The 16,321-nt window shown below is 40.4% G+C and carries 15 protein-coding genes; 8 read left to right on the top strand and 7 right to left on the bottom strand.

Features of this window, described 5'->3' with window-relative positions:
- From KQP79_RS04525 to hemW, 5 genes are all read right to left on the bottom strand, one after another.
- Complete coding sequence (locus KQP79_RS04525; RefSeq protein WP_015531371.1) at positions 1-2,703, bottom strand: TonB-dependent receptor; 2,703 nt, start codon at positions 2,701-2,703, stop codon at positions 1-3.
- 1 nt (position 2,704) lies between these two features.
- The gene (locus KQP79_RS04520) at positions 2,705-3,583 is read right to left on the bottom strand and encodes a FecR family protein (RefSeq protein WP_004307960.1); all 879 of its coding nucleotides are present in this window, start codon (positions 3,581-3,583) and stop codon (positions 2,705-2,707) included.
- A 27-nt stretch (positions 3,584-3,610) separates the two neighbouring features.
- A complete protein-coding gene (locus tag KQP79_RS04515) occupies positions 3,611-4,045 on the bottom strand; it encodes a hypothetical protein (protein ID WP_015531372.1) in 435 nt (144 codons plus the stop codon).
- 90 nt (positions 4,046-4,135) lie between these two features.
- Positions 4,136-4,690 carry an RNA polymerase sigma-70 factor gene (locus tag KQP79_RS04510; protein ID WP_004307962.1) on the bottom strand — a complete coding sequence of 185 codons (555 nt, stop codon included), beginning with the start codon at positions 4,688-4,690 and terminating at the stop codon, positions 4,136-4,138.
- Positions 4,691-4,709: 19 nt separating this feature from the next.
- A complete protein-coding gene (gene hemW, locus KQP79_RS04505) occupies positions 4,710-5,840 on the bottom strand; it encodes a radical SAM family heme chaperone HemW (protein ID WP_061447776.1) in 1,131 nt (376 codons plus the stop codon).
- A 548-nt stretch (positions 5,841-6,388) separates the two neighbouring features.
- Between hemW and KQP79_RS04500 the strand changes: the two genes are divergently transcribed.
- The 3 genes from KQP79_RS04500 to KQP79_RS04490 all read left to right on the top strand — a co-directional run bounded on the left by KQP79_RS04500 (position 6,389) and on the right by KQP79_RS04490 (position 11,136).
- Positions 6,389-8,545 carry an elongation factor G gene (locus tag KQP79_RS04500; RefSeq protein WP_004299324.1) on the top strand — a complete coding sequence of 719 codons (2,157 nt, stop codon included), beginning with the start codon at positions 6,389-6,391 and terminating at the stop codon, positions 8,543-8,545.
- 331 nt (positions 8,546-8,876) lie between these two features.
- Entirely contained in the window at positions 8,877-10,433 is a 1,557-nt protein-coding gene (locus KQP79_RS04495; RefSeq protein WP_008025014.1) for a sensor histidine kinase, read from the top strand.
- Position 10,434: 1 nt separating this feature from the next.
- Complete coding sequence (locus KQP79_RS04490; RefSeq protein ID WP_004306608.1) at positions 10,435-11,136, top strand: response regulator transcription factor; 702 nt, start codon at positions 10,435-10,437, stop codon at positions 11,134-11,136.
- A 77-nt stretch (positions 11,137-11,213) separates the two neighbouring features.
- Here KQP79_RS04490 and KQP79_RS04485 read toward each other — a convergent pair whose 3' ends face one another.
- Complete coding sequence (locus tag KQP79_RS04485; protein ID WP_004299327.1) at positions 11,214-11,390, bottom strand: hypothetical protein; 177 nt, start codon at positions 11,388-11,390, stop codon at positions 11,214-11,216.
- 140 nt (positions 11,391-11,530) lie between these two features.
- Positions 11,531-11,977: a MarR family winged helix-turn-helix transcriptional regulator gene (locus KQP79_RS04480; RefSeq protein WP_004299328.1), complete on the bottom strand. Its 447-nt coding sequence runs from the start codon at positions 11,975-11,977 to the stop codon at positions 11,531-11,533.
- Between the two features lie 160 nt (positions 11,978-12,137).
- Between KQP79_RS04480 and rpsF the strand changes: the two genes are divergently transcribed.
- The 5 genes from rpsF (at position 12,138) to KQP79_RS04455 (ending at position 16,312) form a co-directional block, all read left to right on the top strand.
- Positions 12,138-12,482: a 30S ribosomal protein S6 gene (gene rpsF, locus KQP79_RS04475; protein WP_004299329.1), complete on the top strand. Its 345-nt coding sequence runs from the start codon at positions 12,138-12,140 to the stop codon at positions 12,480-12,482.
- Between the two features lie 2 nt (positions 12,483-12,484).
- Complete coding sequence (rpsR, locus tag KQP79_RS04470; RefSeq protein ID WP_004307964.1) at positions 12,485-12,757, top strand: 30S ribosomal protein S18; 273 nt, start codon at positions 12,485-12,487, stop codon at positions 12,755-12,757.
- Between the two features lie 14 nt (positions 12,758-12,771).
- Positions 12,772-13,215, top strand: a complete 444-nt coding sequence (gene rplI, locus KQP79_RS04465; RefSeq protein ID WP_004307965.1) for a 50S ribosomal protein L9 — start codon at positions 12,772-12,774, stop codon at positions 13,213-13,215.
- A gap of 82 nt (positions 13,216-13,297) precedes the next feature.
- The gene (locus KQP79_RS04460) at positions 13,298-14,962 is read left to right on the top strand and encodes a DUF6377 domain-containing protein (RefSeq protein ID WP_061447777.1); all 1,665 of its coding nucleotides are present in this window, start codon (positions 13,298-13,300) and stop codon (positions 14,960-14,962) included.
- Positions 14,963-15,199: 237 nt separating this feature from the next.
- Positions 15,200-16,312, top strand: a complete 1,113-nt coding sequence (locus KQP79_RS04455) for a Gfo/Idh/MocA family protein (RefSeq protein ID WP_032841836.1) — start codon at positions 15,200-15,202, stop codon at positions 16,310-16,312.
- Positions 16,313-16,321 lie beyond the last annotated feature (9 nt).

The raw sequence follows: 16,321 nt of genomic DNA, 5'->3' as shown, positions 1-16,321 counted from the left end.
TTAGAATTTATAAGTGTAAGTGAATGATGGAATTAATGGAAGTATAGTATACTTCTTGATAATCGGTTTGTTGGGATCGTTTTTGCTGGTGCTGCGATATACAAAGGTAGGATTCATCGCATTATATGCATTATACAGACTGATATTCCAGGTACGCATACCATGTTTGGTCTTTTTGTTGAAATTGACTCCCACATTCAACCGGTGACTGGCTGGTAACCGGTAATTATTACGATGCTCCACATATGAAGCTTCTCCGATGGTGGGTGAAGTTATGCTTGAATCAAAATAATCTCCATATCCATATCCTCCCCCAAATCCGTTGTTTGTGCCGTCACTAGGACGGATGACAGCGGTTTTCTCTTCAGGGATTGTACTTGTTCCACCTGTATAGAACACCCAGGAAGCACCGATGTCGATACGGTCGCTGAACTTATGGTTGATTGTCAGGTTGATATTGTGTCTTCGGTCATATTTATATGGGAACCGTTCACCGTTGTTGATACCGCCTTTGGCAAACTGACGATCACTTTTGGATAAAGTGTAGGACAACCATCCTGTTGTTCTTCCAAGGGTTTTCTGTGCCATAAACTCAATGCCGGCCGAACGTCCTTTGCCCATTTCCACTTTGTTTTCCCAACCGGAGGAAGAACCGAAGAAACTGACGCCTTCCTTATATTCCAGCACATTATACATATCCTTATAATACCCTTCTACCGAGAATTCCCATCCTTTGATTCCCGTATAGTATCCGCCCAATGAATATTGGTGGGAGCGCATTGGCTTGATCTTTTTAGTGACCGGAACCCATAAATCCGTAGGCATGGCAATGGGCATTGACGATAGTAAATGTACATATTGGCTCATTTGGGTATAAGATGCTTTCAGGGTTACATCTTTTCCCAATTGATAGCGTGCGGAAACACGTGGTTGCAAGGAAAAGTAACTTTGTTTTTGCACATGAAACAATGAGAAATGCAGTCCGAGATTCAGGCGCAGACGATCATTCATCTTGATGTTGTCTTCCAGGTAAGCGGATAACTCATGTCCGTAAATCCGGTTGTTGGCTATGCTGTGGTAGGTTGTGTCCAGGTCTATTTTATCTCCTGTCTTATTGGAGATTTTAGAGGTCATAACTTCCGGGCGGAAACGATGATAGATATATCCTGTTCCAAATTTGAGGTGGTGTTTGGGAGATGGATTATAATCGAAGTCGATCTGGTAATTCCAATCATTGATTCCCGAACGGTAATCGGCTGAATACCGGTTGGTAAATGATGTACCGCTACTGCCGAGATATTGATTGTTGGTATATGAGTTGATGTCGAATAAATAGTTGCTGTAGGAGACTGTCGTATTGCAGAATAAACGGTTGTTGAATACATAGTTCCATCTGGCAGAAAGAATCGTGTTTCCCCAATTCATTTTGCTTCCGTCTTTGAAATCTGTATTTCCATCATAATTGGCAGCAAAATGATCCTTTCCATTGTAGGCAGATAGATAGACGCGGCTCCGGTCGGAGAATTTATGATTGATTTTGGCATTGATGTCATAAAAATAATAACTGTATTCCTCGTCATCCGGCATGAATGGTTTAGCGATGAGGTCGAGATACGAACGTCTGGCGGAAATATTGAAAGACGTTTTCCCTTTCACAATCGGACCCTCCAGGTTGATTTTGCTAGTTAGTAGTCCGATACTAAGTGTGCCGTGGTATTTCTGCATATCTCCGTCATTGGTACGGACGTCGATGACAGAAGAAAGCCGTCCGCCGAAACGTGCCGGAAAAGAACTTTTGAATAGTGTTACTTTTTTGACGGCTTCCGGAGTAAAAACCGAAAAGAATCCGAACATATGGTCTACGTTATATACAGGAATCCCGTCAAGTAAGATTAGATTTTGATCCGGGCTTCCACCACGTATATACAGTCCGGCAGATCCATCTACTCCTGCCTGTACGCCGGGCATCAGTTGGATGGCTTTCATTACATCTGCCTCTCCCAGTATGCTCGGAGTATTTTTTATTTGCGTCATTGGAATTTCGATAGATCCCATTTGGGTGGCTATAGTTCCTGTCTCGGTTTTGTCGGAAACGATGACTACTTCCTGCAATTGCGTGTTACCCTGCATGCGGATATTTAATAATGTATCTTGTGAGAGCGTAAAATGATGCGCTTCTGTGGCATAGCCCAGATAGGAGAAACGCAGTTCGGTTTCTCCTTCGGGCAGGGTGATGCTGTAAAAACCGTAAGGATTGGTGGTTGTTCCTTGATTTTGATGACTCTCAATGATGTTGGTTCCAATCAACGTCTCGGAAGACGTCCCATCAGTGACATATCCGCTGATAGTGAACTTGCGGCTTACAGTTTTTGATTCTTTTTTCTTTTGCAGAAGGATATGCCGGCCGGTGAACTGATAACTGATCTGCTCATTTTTGAACGCAAGGTCAAGTATCTCACGCAAAGGCTTATCCTTTACTTGCAAATTGATTTTATGTTTTATGGTAATTTCCTCACTGTAGATAAAGGAATATCCGGTTGAATTCTCAATCCGTTTGACGAATTCTTTCAATGTGGCGTTTCGTAGTGTCAGCGAAAGTCGGGCGTCCGCATTTTGCGCGTATATTTGTGTGGTGATAAGGAATGCTACCCCTATCAGAACAATGGTTCTGACAGGGAAGCGATCTTGGAATATAATATTCATCTTAGTCTGGTTTAGCAGTGATAATAATCTGTTTATTGTTTTGTGAGTAGTCGAAATAACCGGCATTATGTAATACAGATAAAATAGTTGTCAGGTCTTCTCCATTGCGGAAGCGTGCTGTGATCCGGTAATTTTGCAAAGCCGTGTCGGCTATGTGAATCGTTGCTCCGAATGAATTGGATAGTTCGCGGGCAATCTCCTGCAAAGGTAGGTCGTCGAATATAAACTCTCCCTGCCGCCAGGAAATTTCATCTTCTACGTTTTCTAAAACCTTGCGGGTGAGTTTTTCTTCCACCTTATTATATATAGCAATCTCATTCGGCTTCAAAATCATACGAACTGACTTACTTTTATTGCTGACTGCTACCGAACCTGTCAATAACGTTGTCTTTACATCTGGATTGTTCTGATAGGCATCTACGTTGAAGTGAGTTCCCAACACCTGAACGTCAATCGTTTCAGTCTGCACGATAAACGGATGTTTCTTGTCTTTGCTTATTTCAAAATAAGCCTCCCCATTTAGCTCCACTTCCCGCTTGTCCGATTTGAACTTTTCAGGATAAGAAAGTGAAGAATAATGGTTGAGAGTGACGGTGCTGCCATCAGGAAGACAGACCGTGCGTGTCTCTGCCAAGGTGGAAACCGTTTGTATCGTGACCGGTTGCATATATAAATAGGCTGTCCATACCGATAGGCAAAGTAGAGCTACTGCCGCCGCTGCCGAGAAAGTACGTATCAGTGTCAGACGCCGGGTATATGACTTCAGTCTTTTCTCTAGTTCCGGGTAACTGGCTGTTGCTGAAAACCGCCCTCGCGGTGAACGCGTGGAAGCGACGAGCTTGTTCAGTATTTCTTCTAATTCCGTATCGGTAAATTTCATAGTTCTTTCTGTATTACTTTTGATCTGTTATTTTCGTTTCAACAGAATGGTCAGTTTGCTGATCCCTCCTTCTTTCCACTGGGGAGTGCAGGATAAAGTGACATTCTGCTTCTTCAATATCATCTGTTTAGGATAGATTTTTATGACAGTTGTTGCTGACTTCTTACCCGCTTTGATGATTACTTTCTTTTCTGTTAGCTGTACCACTGCTGCTTGTCCTATTACCGGAGGAGGTGTGGCAAGTACTACCGTCCGGTCTTCTTTTGTTTTTTCTGTTGCAACGATTTTAATTTTCAACTCACATTCGGATTTGTCGCTTTCACATTCTACTGTTTCCTTCGAATGTTCAAATCCTGCATAGTCCTTTGGTAGGTTGTCGTTGTCATTGTTGCATGAAAACAGGCACAGACAAACTGAAAGAAGGACAAAGATCCCCATGTTTGCGTCATTTAGCTTTTTCATTTTCTGTCTTTTTTAGTGATTGATTGACTTATTTGTTGATAAAGACCGGAGGGTGACAGAAACTCCCTACGCTCTTTGTCTAAAAGAATGTTAATCTATTTCAGCCCGGCTAATCATCTCTTTTAAACGTGTGATTGCTTTCTGAAGTTGTGCGTCCACTGTATTCATGCTGATGCCTAATTCTTCTGCTACTTGTGCGTAACTCTGTTTTTCTTCACGGATGCGGATGAACACTTCCCTGCAACGATCCGGAAGCCGGTCGAGTGCTTTTACGTAAAGAGCGAACAGCTCTTCACTGATGAGCGATTCTTCCGGTGAATAGCTCTGTTCTTGAGGCTCCGGCAGAGAATCGGGATGAATAAGCGTATGTCTTGATTCTTTTTCCAGATAATTGAGCGAAGCATTTTTGACGAGAATGAAACAATAATCTTCAATGTTTCTCACATCAAGCAAATTGCTGCGTTGCTTCCATAGTTTCAGGAATACATCGAGAACGATTTCCTGCGACCATTCTTCCTGTTTCACATAATAATAGGCAATACGAAAGAGACGGTCATAAGTCATGTTGTAAAAGTCCCGGAAAGCAGTTTGCGAATCCAGTTCTTTCATTTGCCGCAATAACTTTCTTACTTCTGATTCGGTCATCGGCTTTTTGTTTGTTTGGTTAGTCTACCCAAAGTAAATCACTCATTATACTGTCGGAAATAAAAATCCCTTCACGCGTCAGGCGCAAAGCCCCGTTGTATTCCTCCAGTTTACCATTTTTCAGATAAGGTGCAGCCATTTTTTGACAATACTCCCACATTTCATTGCCGAACATCTGTTTCAGTTTCTCTATAGGTGTTCCCCATACGGTACGTATGGTAGTGATAATAAATTCGTTGTAGCGGGTCGTTGGGTCCAGATACTCTGTCTCGAAAGCACGGCAGTCTTCTTCTATACCTTTTATATAGGTGTCGATTGAAGACACATTCCATTCCCGTGTCATTCCGTCAAAAGAATGTGCCGATGGTCCGCATCCCAGATAAGCTATTCCTTTCCAATAGGAAGTGTTGTGGCGGGAATATTTTCCGGGGCGGCAGAAATTGGAAATTTCATAGTGTTCAAATCCTGCTTTCTGCAAATGCTCTATCAGTAATGTGAAAAATTCTAAACTGGAGTCTTCGTCTACCTCGGATATCTGGTGCTGTTTTAACATATTATATATAGGTGTATCTTCCTCATAAATCAAGTGATAGGCGGAGATATGCTCTACATTCAGACTGATAGCCTGGCGGAGATCGTTTTCCCATCGTTCTTTTGTTTCTCCGGGCAATCCGTAAATTAGGTCGATACTGATGTTCTGGAAACCGGCTTTCCGGCATCTGTCAATTGCTTCGATGGCTGTACGGGCATTGTGGCGGCGTCTCAATAGTTTGAGCGTAGCGTCATCAAAAGTCTGTATTCCCATGCTGAGGCGGTTGAAAGGAAGTGAGGAAAGCATTTCCAGATATTCCTGCGATAAATCATCCGGATTAGCTTCCAGAGTGATTTCCTGACAATGATTCAATCCGTAGTGCTCGCGGATGGTATCAAAAATCTGTTCAAAATCCTCTTTTTCCAGTTGAGACGGGGTTCCGCCACCGAAATAAATAGTTTCTATATCTTCTCCTTTCAGGTATTCTTTACGCATCGCCAACTCCCGGCAGAGAGCCTGTACATAACGGGTTTTGAGTTCGCTGCGAGTGGTTGAGTAAAAGTCGCAGTAGATGCAGCGCGTTTTGCAAAAAGGAATATGAAGATAGATACCTGCCATAGCTATGCTGTTTGGGTTTGTGGGTGTAAAAGTAAGACTATTATTAGATATATCAAAAAAGCTGTTGACGGAAATTATTTATAGTGGGGCGGGAATACGCTAAATAGATAATTCTCCCATCGATTAGTAGAAGATAATTTCCTGCAATGCTGAATTTAAGATCTTTTCTTTTATAAATAAGATTCGAACTTGTAGCCGGGTTTTCGTTTGACTTAAGTCAAACGATAGAATGACTAAAGTTAAACTATCGCTTGACTTAAGTCAAACGAAAACTGATTAGGCAACGGGGAAACTATTGTATGGAAGGAAAACAACTAAAAATAACATCGTGCCGGATTACTCGTTGCAACTATGAAATTAGTTTATAGCCATGCGAAAATAATTTTTAACCCGATTCGAAAATGTTCGTGTTAAAGATGTGTTACATAACATTGTTTAGTAACACTGCCATAAGTGTTGCTTTTCCCCCAATTAATCCCTAATTTGCGCATCACAAAATTAATGGTATGTGAGAAACATACTGAGTAATTACTAAAATCTTATATATTATGAAAGTATATCAGACTAATGAAATCAAGAACATTGCCTTGTTGGGAAGTTCTGGCTCTGGGAAAACCACTCTCGTGGAAGCGATGCTTTTCGAGAGTGGTGTTATAAAACGTCGCGGATCTGTTGCCGCAAAAAACACAGTTAGCGATTATTTTCCTGTTGAACAAGAGTATGGTTACTCCGTTTTCTCCACCGTTCTCCATGTAGAATGGAATAACAAAAAACTTAATATTATTGACTGTCCGGGATCGGACGACTTCGTAGGCAGCACAGTGACTGCACTAAATGTGACCGACACAGCAATTATCCTTCTCAATGGCCAATATGGCGTCGAAGTCGGTACACAAAATCACTTCCGTTATACAGAAAAGCTGAATAAACCTGTTATTTTTCTAGTCAACCAGCTTGATAATGAAAAATGCGATTATGATAATATCCTCGAACAGCTGAAAGAGGCATACGGCTCTAAGGTTGTTCCTATCCAATATCCGATAGCTACCGGTCCGGGCTTTAATGCGCTGATCGACGTATTGTTGATGAAGAAATACTCATGGAAACCCGAAGGAGGGGCTCCGACAATCGAAGATATTCCGGCAGAAGAAATGGATAAGGCTATGGAGATGCACAAAGCATTGGTAGAAGCTGCTGCCGAGAATGATGAAAATCTGATGGAGAAATTCTTCGAGCAAGATTCCCTGTCAGAAGACGAAATGCGTGAAGGTATCCGTAAGGGATTGATCGCCAGAGGTATGTTCCCTGTATTCTGTGTTTGCGGAGGTAAAGATATGGGTGTTCGCCGCTTGATGGAATTCTTGGGTAACGTTGTTCCTTTTGTATCTGAAATGCCGAAGGTACAGAATACGGAAGGTAAAGAAGTGGCTCCGGACTCCAATGGACCGGAATCTCTTTATTTCTTCAAGACAAGTGTGGAACCGCATATCGGTGAAGTTTCCTATTTTAAAGTAATGAGCGGTAAAGTTCATGAGGGAGACGATTTGCTGAATGCCGACCGTGGTTCGAAGGAACGTATCGCGCAAATCTATGTGGTAGCCGGTGGTAACCGTGTCAAGGTGGAAGAATTGCAGGCCGGTGATATCGGTGCTGCCGTGAAACTGAAAGACGTGAAAACCGGTAATACGCTGAACGGTAAGGATTGTGACTACAAATTCAATTTTATCAAATATCCGAACTCTAAATATACCCGTGCCATTAAGCCGGTGAATGAAGCGGATGTGGAAAAGATGATGAGTATCCTGAACCGTATGCGCGAAGAAGATCCTACCTGGGTGATTGAGCAATCAAAAGAACTGAAACAGACTTTGGTACACGGTCAGGGAGAATTCCATCTTCGTACCTTGAAATGGCGTTTGGAAAACAACGAAAAACTTCAGGTAAAATATGAAGAACCGAAGATTCCATATCGTGAAACGATTACAAAGGCTGCCCGTGCCGACTATCGTCATAAGAAACAGTCCGGTGGTGCCGGTCAATTTGGTGAAGTTCACCTGATCGTAGAACCTTATAAAGAAGGTATGCCTGTGCCTGAAACGTATAAGTTCAATGGACAGGAATTTAAGATTACCGTGAGAGGTACGGAAGAGATACCATTGGAATGGGGGGGTAAACTGGTGTTTGTTAACAGTATCGTCGGTGGTTCTATCGATGCCCGCTTCTTGCCTGCTATTATGAAAGGTATTATGTCTCGTATGGAGCAAGGACCGTTGACGGGTTCGTATGCTCGTGACGTGCGCGTTATTGTTTACGATGGTAAGATGCACCCGGTAGATTCGAATGAAATCTCCTTTATGCTTGCCGGACGTAATGCCTTTAGTGAAGCCTTCAAGAATGCCGGTCCGAAAATTCTGGAACCGATTTATGATGTAGAAGTGTTCGTTCCGTCTGATAGGATGGGAGATGTGATGGGAGATCTGCAGGGACGTCGTGCCATGATTATGGGTATGAGTAGTGAAAAAGGTTTTGAGAAACTGGTTGCGAAAGTACCTTTGAAAGAAATGTCATCTTATTCTACGGCGCTTAGCTCTCTCACGGGTGGACGTGCTTCGTTCATTATGAAATTCTCTAGTTATGAGCTTGTGCCGACGGATGTTCAAGATAAGTTAATGAAGGACTTTGAAGCTAAACAAACTGAAGAATAAGTATAAATGATAGGTGATAATTGATTGAATATTCACTATAATATTCGGTATTTATCATCTGTTAGGCATAAAGAATCAACTAAAACGTTAAAACCGCCGCCTTTTTTAAGTAAAAGGGGGCGGTTTTTGTTTAACTATGATTAATAAAGATGGAAAAACACAAGGAGAAGATTTAATTTTTTATTAAATTTGCAAACCAAAGGAGGGGTTTTATTGTTGTAGTAATCAGAATACAACCTAAATAGCTCCTTACGGTTAATTTCCGGGAAGTTCCGGTTAAATCAAGTTAATGCATTAGGAGTGTTAATTAGGGAGTGTTAATTTTGTTGCTATGAAGAAGTCAACAATTTGGATATTAGGTATTGTAATGGGGCTTTCCTTCCTTAGTCTGCTGTATTTGCAGGTAAGTTATATAGAGGAAATGATGAAAACCCGTAAGGAACAGTTTGATTCGGCTGTGCGCAATAGCCTGGATCAGGTTTCCAAGGATGTGGAATATGCAGAGACCAGACGTTGGTTGATCGAAGATATTTCAGAAGCAGAAAGAAAAGCGCTGATTGCGAATAATGCTTCCATACAACAAGACAACTTGATTCAGCAAACGCAGCGGTTTACGGTGAAGTCTAAGGATGGCAAGGTATATTCGGATTTTGAGCTGAAAGTGATGACCACTAAGCCCTCCGAGCTTCCGAAGGCTATGATTTCTCCTTACAGGGGGACAAAGACTATTCCGGAAACTTCGCGTTCATTAGTGGAAGCCATCAAGAATCGGTATATGTATCAACGGGCATTACTCGATGAAGTGGCCTGGCAGATGATTTACCGAGGAAGTGACAAGTCGATTGGAGACAGAGTACGGTTTAAAGAACTGGATGACTATCTGAAATCGAGCTTATATAATAATAGTATAGATTTGCCTTATCACTTTACGGTGATCGACAAAGACGGCAGGGAAGTCTACCGTTGTGCGGATTATGAAGCAAAGGGAAGTGAAGACGCTTATCAGCAGGCATTGTTCAAGAATGACCCGCCTGCAAAAATGAGTATCTTGAAAGTGCACTTTCCGGGGAAGAAAGATTATATCTTTGACTCCATCAGTTTCATGATTCCGTCGCTGATATTTACACTGGTATTGTTAGTGACATTCATCTTTACGATTTATATCGTATTCCGGCAAAAGAAACTGACGGAGATGAAGAATGACTTTATCAATAATATGACGCACGAATTTAAAACACCGATATCTACCATTTCATTAGCAGCCCAGATGTTGAAAGATCCCGCGGTGGGAAAATCGCCGCAGATGTTCCAGCATATATCGGGAGTGATTAATGATGAAACCAAGCGTTTGCGCTTCCAGGTGGAAAAGGTGCTCCAGATGTCGATGTTTGAGCGTCAGAAGGCAACTTTGAAGATGAAGGAGATTGATGCGAATGACTTAATTGCAGGAGTTGTCAATACCTTTGCGCTGAAAGTGGAACGGTATAATGGTAAGATAACATCGAACCTTGAGGCCACCGATCCTGTTATATTTGCAGACGAGATGCATATCACGAATGTAATCTTTAATCTGATGGATAACGCGGTGAAATATAAGAAACCGGAAGAGGATCTGGAACTGAAAGTGAGAACGTGGAATGAGTCGGGTAAACTGATGATTTCGATACAGGATAACGGTATCGGTATCAAAAAAGAGAACCTGAAAAAGATATTTGAAAAGTTCTATCGTGTACATACGGGTAATCTGCACGATGTGAAGGGCTTTGGACTGGGATTGGCTTATGTGAGAAAAATTATATTGGATCATAAGGGAACCATCCGGGCAGAAAGCGACCTGAACGTGGGAACTAAATTTATTATTGCATTACCTTTATTAAAAAATAATTGATATGGACGAGAAACTGCGTATTTTATTGTGCGAGGATGACGAAAATCTTGGCATGCTTTTAAGAGAATATCTACAGGCAAAAGGTTATTCTGCTGAGTTATATCCTGATGGAGAAGCCGGTTATAAGGCTTTCTTGAAGAATAAATATGACTTGTGCGTGTTTGACGTGATGATGCCTAAAAAAGACGGCTTCACACTGGCACAGGATGTCCGTGCAGCAAATGCTGAAATTCCTATTATCTTCCTGACTGCTAAAACGTTGAAAGAAGATATCCTGGAAGGCTTTAAAATCGGTGCGGATGATTATATCACCAAACCGTTTAGTATGGAAGAATTGACATTCAGAATTGAAGCAATCTTGAGACGTGTTCGTGGAAAGAAGAACAAAGAAAGCAATATCTATAAGATTGGTAAGTTTACTTTCGACACACAGAAACAAATTCTGTCGTCAGATGGCAAACAGACTAAGCTGACTACCAAAGAGTCTGAACTGCTTGGATTGCTTTGCGCACATGCCAATGAGATTTTGCAACGTGACTTTGCTCTGAAAACAATCTGGATTGACGATAACTATTTCAATGCCCGTAGTATGGACGTGTATATCACGAAATTACGTAAGCACCTGAAAGAAGACGATTCAATCGAAATTATCAATATTCACGGAAAAGGCTATAAGCTGATTACTCCGGAAGTTGAATCTTAATGATTGCGTTTGAGATAACTCCAAATAAAAAATCCCGGGAACATTCGTTTCCGGGATTTTTTATTGATTTTGCGAAATTAATCAGCGATCTTCTTATTAATAACAATATAAGAAATGAGTCCCAGTACTACAAGTACTACTGAAGTACCCAGGATGGCGTTGTTGTTTACATTTCCTGTAAAGGAACAAGCCAGCAGGATGACTACTCCGACCAAGATTAATATCAATCCTAAGTTCTTTAATAAACCTTTCATGTGTGTGTATTTTAATAGATTATAATATTCCAGTCACAAATTAAAGCATAATTCTTTAACGGGCGAAATTATTTGGATAAAAATTCCATTATAAATGCACGATTTAGTGGATTTTATGATTTGGAGAGAAGTTCTTCTATCTAATCTTTTGTATTGTAGAACACCTTTTTCAGTACCTCCTGTCCAATGCTCAATTCGTCGAGAGTGATACCGTGAAGAGCCTCTTTCAGAGTCTGTCCGGCAATGACACGCGCTTTTTCCTCCAGTTCTTTTCCGTCTTTGGTCAGATGGATCAGGTTGGTGCGGCGGTCTTTTTTATCGGAAATGCGCACAACAAGATGTTGCCGTTCCATATTATCTATCAAACGGGTCATGCTGGGCTTGTCTTTAAAAGTTGCATTACACAACTCTTGTTGCGTCACGCCGTCTTTTTCCCACAGGAAAATGAGTACCGTCCATTGTTCGGGACTGATTTCCAATCCGTTCTGACGGAAGTTACGGTACAGTTTCCGGTTGATTGCCGCAGAAACTTTGCCATTTAATATGGCAAATATAAGTCGAATGTCGAAATTGAATTGCTCTATCATGAAATTATTGTTTAAACAACTTTGCAAAGGTAAGTCTCTTCCCGGATAAATCCTATCTTCGGATACAAAAAAAGATTAAATATTTGTAGTTCAAAATAAAATGTCTAACTTTGCACCCGCATTTAAAATCAAATAATTTATTTATTTAATTAAACGAAGTATGAATCAATACGAAACCGTTTTCATTTTAACTCCCGTTTTATCTGATGTTCAGATGAAGGAAGCGGTAGAAAAATTCAAAGGCGTTCTTCAAGCTGAAGGTGCTGAGATTATTAATGAAGAAAACTGGGGACTGAAGAAATTGGCTTACCCAATTCAGAAAAAGTCTACAGGTTTTTATCAACTGATTGAGTTCAATGCAGATCCTACTGTAATTGACAAGCTGGAAATTAATTTCCGTCGTGATGAACGCGTAATCCGTTTCTTGACTTTCAAGATGGATAAGTATGCTGCTGAATACGCTGCAAAAAGAAGAAGTGTTAAATCAAACAAAAAGGAGGATTAATCATGGCACAACAAGTTCAATCAGAAATCAGATATTTAACTCCGCCGTCAGTAGACGTTAAGAAGAAAAAGTACTGCCGTTTCAAAAAGAGTGGTATTAAGTATATCGACTACAAAGATCCTGAATTCTTGAAGAAATTCTTGAATGAACAAGGAAAAATCCTTCCGCGTCGTATTACAGGTACTTCTTTGAAGTTCCAACGTCGTATCGCGCAGGCTGTGAAGAGAGCTCGTCACTTGGCATTGCTGCCTTATGTAACTGACATGATGAAATAAGAAGGAGGAAAAGTATGGAAATTATATTAAAAGAAGACGTAGTAAACTTGGGTTATAAGAACGATATCGTAAACGTGAAATCCGGATACGGTCGTAATTATCTGATCCCGACTGGAAAAGCTATCATCGCTTCTCCTTCTGCAAAGAAAATGTTGGCTGAAGAACTGAAACAGCGCGCTCACAAACTTGAGAAAATCAAGAAAGATGCTGAAGCTATGGCTGCTAAGTTGGAAGGCGTTTCTTTGACTATCGCAACTAAAGTTAGCTCAACCGGTACTATCTTCGGTTCTGTTGGTAACATCCAGATTGCTGAAGCATTGTCTAAACTGGGTCATGAAGTTGACAGAAAGATCATCGTTGTAAAAGACGCTGTGAAAGAAGTTGGTAGCTACAAGGCTATCGTTAAGCTTCACAAGGAGGTTTCGGTAGAAATTCCTTTCGAGGTAGTTGCTGAATAAGAGCAAATTTACTTCATATATGAAAAGCGATTTGTTCTGAACGAATAAATCGCTTTTTTTTGTTATCTTTGCTATTACTATTATGAAATTCAACTATTGTTTTCTAAAGAAGAGGTTTTTGCTTCTGCTGATTGCTTTGGGAATTGGCAGTGTTCTTTATGCAAATAATGAGTTGAAACTATTGACTGATTCTTTGCGTAGAGTGATAGATGAAAAACACGTCTTTGTTAAAGAGAAAGAGGATCGGATAAACCGGATAAAATGTATGTTGAGAAGTCCCGGTTTGACTCTTGAAGGAGAATATAGAATCAATCTACGGTTATATAATGAATATAAAAAGTTTCATATTGATTCAGCCATCCATTATGTTGATCGCAATATTGAGATTTCCCGCCAGTTGAATAGACCTTATTTCACCAACCAGTCGTCTTTACATCTTAGCCTTTTATATTCGATGTGTGGCAGGTTCCGCGAAGCGGAGATTATTTTGAAAAGTATAAAGACTTCAGAACTTCCCAGAGATTTATTAATAAACTATTATCAAACTTATTCCAGTTTTTGGGGACACTATTCGATTTCTGTCGCCAATAATCTGTATGGTAAGCAGCAGGCTGCTTATCAAGATTCTCTGTTTGCCCTCATTGACCACACTTCTTGGGATTATCGAATGTCCCAGGCTTCTTATTATATTTGGCGTGATACATTGAAATCGAAAGAGATTTTTAAGGAACTGTTGGAGATTGAAGAAGTGGGGACGCCTAATTATGCCATGATAACTCATTCGTATTCTAGGTTATGTCACCATCAGAAAAAGTATGATGAGGAAAAAAAATACCTGATGTTGTCGGCAATAGCCGATACCCGGAATGCTACGCGGGAAAATGCATCCCTGCAATCTCTTGCATTGATAGCCTATGATGAACAGAATTTAGCTGATGCCTTTAAATTTACACAGTCTGCTATCGATGACGTTATATCTTCCGGTATTCATTTCCGTGCCATCGAAATTTATAAATTTAATTCTATTATTAATACAGCTTATCAGGCGGAGCAGGCCAGATCACGGTCGCATCTGACTACTTTTCTTATTTCTACAAGTATTATCCTTTTTCTTTTAGTCCTGTTGGTGCTTTTCATCTATATTCAGATGAAAAAGACGTTGAAAATAAAACAGGCATTGGCACAGAGTAATGAGGAACTTTTGCGATTGAACAACAAACTGAATAGCATGAACAGCCAACTGAATGATACAAATAATCAGTTGTGCGAAATTAATAGTATAAAGGAGTATTATATAGCCGAATTCTTTGACGTATGCTTTAGCTATATCCATAAAATGGAGAAATATCAGAATATGCTGTATAAAATAGCTATTAATAAATACTATGATGAACTGATTAAGAAGCTAAAATCATCCGCGCTTATCGACGAAGAGCTTAGCGCTTTATACACTCGTTTTGATAAGGTCTTCTTGGGGTTGTATCCCACTTTTGTTTCTGATTTTAACGCCCTGTTGAAAGATGAAGAGAAAATTATTTTAAAACCGGATGCTTTATTGAACAGAGAACTTCGTATTTATGCTTTATTACGCTTGGGTATTACGGATAGTGGGAAGATAGCGAACTTCCTCCGTTGCTCTACAAGTACGGTTTATAATTATCGCACGAAGATGAGAAATAAGGCAGCTGTCGACAGAGATGAATTTGAGAATGAAATTATGAAAATTAGTTCAACACAAGAGACATAAGTGCTATTTTAGTGTTGGAGACTGTTCCAAATCATCTACATTTTTTGGATGCTTTGAAAGTATTAATTGCTTGATTAATAGTGTAAAAGGATGAATTTCTATCTACATAAAGTTGTGTAAGTCAAATAAGCCGTTATTTATTTGGCTAGTTTTGCATTATCGGTTTTCTACTCATCTGCTGAGGGTGAAAATCGATACTTTACCTATTATTTGTACTTAAATTCACTATGCTTAATTATGAACACGCAATCTTCAGTAGACACGAGAATTAAAGTTGGAATTATCGGTTTCGGTAGGATGGGAAGATTCTATTGGGAAGCGATGACAAAAAGTGATCGGTGGAATATTGCTTATATTTGTGATACCGATCCGGAATCACGTCAATTAGCCAAGGAGTTAGCTCCTGGATCCCTTATAGTAGAAGATAATCAAAAGATTTTCGAGGATGAAAGTGTGCAGGTAGTCGGGCTTTTTACTTTAGCTGACTCGAGGATGGGACAAATAGAAAAAGCTATTCGTTACGGCAAACACATTATTTCAGAGAAACCAATTGCAGATACAATGGAAAATGAGTGGAAGGTTGTAGAAATGACGGAAAACACAAACCTCATTTCTACAGTAAACTTGTATCTGCGGAATTCCTGGTATCATAATTTGATGAAAGAATATATCCAGCAAGGGGAGATTGGAGAGCTGGCTATTATCCGTATTTGTCATATGACTCCCGGCTTGGCACCGGGTGAAGGTCATGAGTATGAGGGACCTGCTTTCCATGATTGTGGAATGCATTATGTAGATATTACCCGTTGGTATGCAGGTTGTGATTACAGAACATGGAATGCCCAGGGGGTGAATATGTGGAACTACAAAGATCCTTGGTGGGTACAATGTCACGGAACTTTTCAAAATGGTGTAGTTTTTGATATTACCCAAGGGTTTGTTTATGGGCAATTATCTAAAGACCAGACACATAATTCGTATGTAGATATTATAGGTACAAAAGGAGTTGTGCGTATGACGCATGACTTCAATACTGCTGTTGTCGACCTGCACGGTGTCAATCAGACCATCCGTGTAGAGAAGCCTTTCGGTGGCAAGAATATAGACGTATTGTGTGACCTGTTTGCTGATTCGGTAGAAACCGGAAAGCGCAGTTCTCGCTTACCGTCCATGCGCGATTCGGCCATTGCATCCGAATATGCGTGGACATTCTTAAAAGATACCCGCAAACACGATTTGCCTGCTATTGGTAATTTGCGCACTTTGGAGCAAATACGCGAGCGAAGAAAAAACATGAAAAATGGATATGGATTGTTGCATGGCAACCTTCCAAAGATTATTAACCCTTAAACAAATAAA

Origin of the sequence: Bacteroides sp. DH3716P, assembly GCF_025914115.1 — a bacterium.
Taxonomy (GTDB): Bacteria; Bacteroidota; Bacteroidia; order Bacteroidales; family Bacteroidaceae; genus Bacteroides; species Bacteroides ovatus.
The sequence above is the reverse complement of the archived record's forward strand: the minus strand, read 5'-3'. Positions and strand labels throughout refer to the sequence as shown.

Bases quoted from the DNA above. Each gene is read 5' to 3' on its own strand.
- KQP79_RS04525 (WP_015531371.1), bottom strand. From the start codon at position 2,703: ATGAATATTATATTCCAAGATCGCTTCCCTGTCAGAACCATTGTTCTG.
- KQP79_RS04520 (WP_004307960.1), bottom strand. From the start codon at position 3,583: ATGAAATTTACCGATACGGAATTAGAAGAAATACTGAACAAGCTCGTC.
- KQP79_RS04515 (WP_015531372.1), bottom strand. From the start codon at position 4,045: ATGAAAAAGCTAAATGACGCAAACATGGGGATCTTTGTCCTTCTTTCA.
- KQP79_RS04510 (WP_004307962.1), bottom strand. From the start codon at position 4,690: ATGACCGAATCAGAAGTAAGAAAGTTATTGCGGCAAATGAAAGAACTG.
- hemW (WP_061447776.1), bottom strand. From the start codon at position 5,840: ATGGCAGGTATCTATCTTCATATTCCTTTTTGCAAAACGCGCTGCATC.
- KQP79_RS04500 (WP_004299324.1), top strand. From the start codon at position 6,389: ATGAAAGTATATCAGACTAATGAAATCAAGAACATTGCCTTGTTGGGA.
- KQP79_RS04495 (WP_008025014.1), top strand. From the start codon at position 8,877: ATGAAGAAGTCAACAATTTGGATATTAGGTATTGTAATGGGGCTTTCC.
- KQP79_RS04490 (WP_004306608.1), top strand. From the start codon at position 10,435: ATGGACGAGAAACTGCGTATTTTATTGTGCGAGGATGACGAAAATCTT.
- KQP79_RS04485 (WP_004299327.1), bottom strand. From the start codon at position 11,390: ATGAAAGGTTTATTAAAGAACTTAGGATTGATATTAATCTTGGTCGGA.
- KQP79_RS04480 (WP_004299328.1), bottom strand. From the start codon at position 11,977: ATGATAGAGCAATTCAATTTCGACATTCGACTTATATTTGCCATATTA.
- rpsF (WP_004299329.1), top strand. From the start codon at position 12,138: ATGAATCAATACGAAACCGTTTTCATTTTAACTCCCGTTTTATCTGAT.
- rpsR (WP_004307964.1), top strand. From the start codon at position 12,485: ATGGCACAACAAGTTCAATCAGAAATCAGATATTTAACTCCGCCGTCA.
- rplI (WP_004307965.1), top strand. From the start codon at position 12,772: ATGGAAATTATATTAAAAGAAGACGTAGTAAACTTGGGTTATAAGAAC.
- KQP79_RS04460 (WP_061447777.1), top strand. From the start codon at position 13,298: ATGAAATTCAACTATTGTTTTCTAAAGAAGAGGTTTTTGCTTCTGCTG.
- KQP79_RS04455 (WP_032841836.1), top strand. From the start codon at position 15,200: ATGAACACGCAATCTTCAGTAGACACGAGAATTAAAGTTGGAATTATC.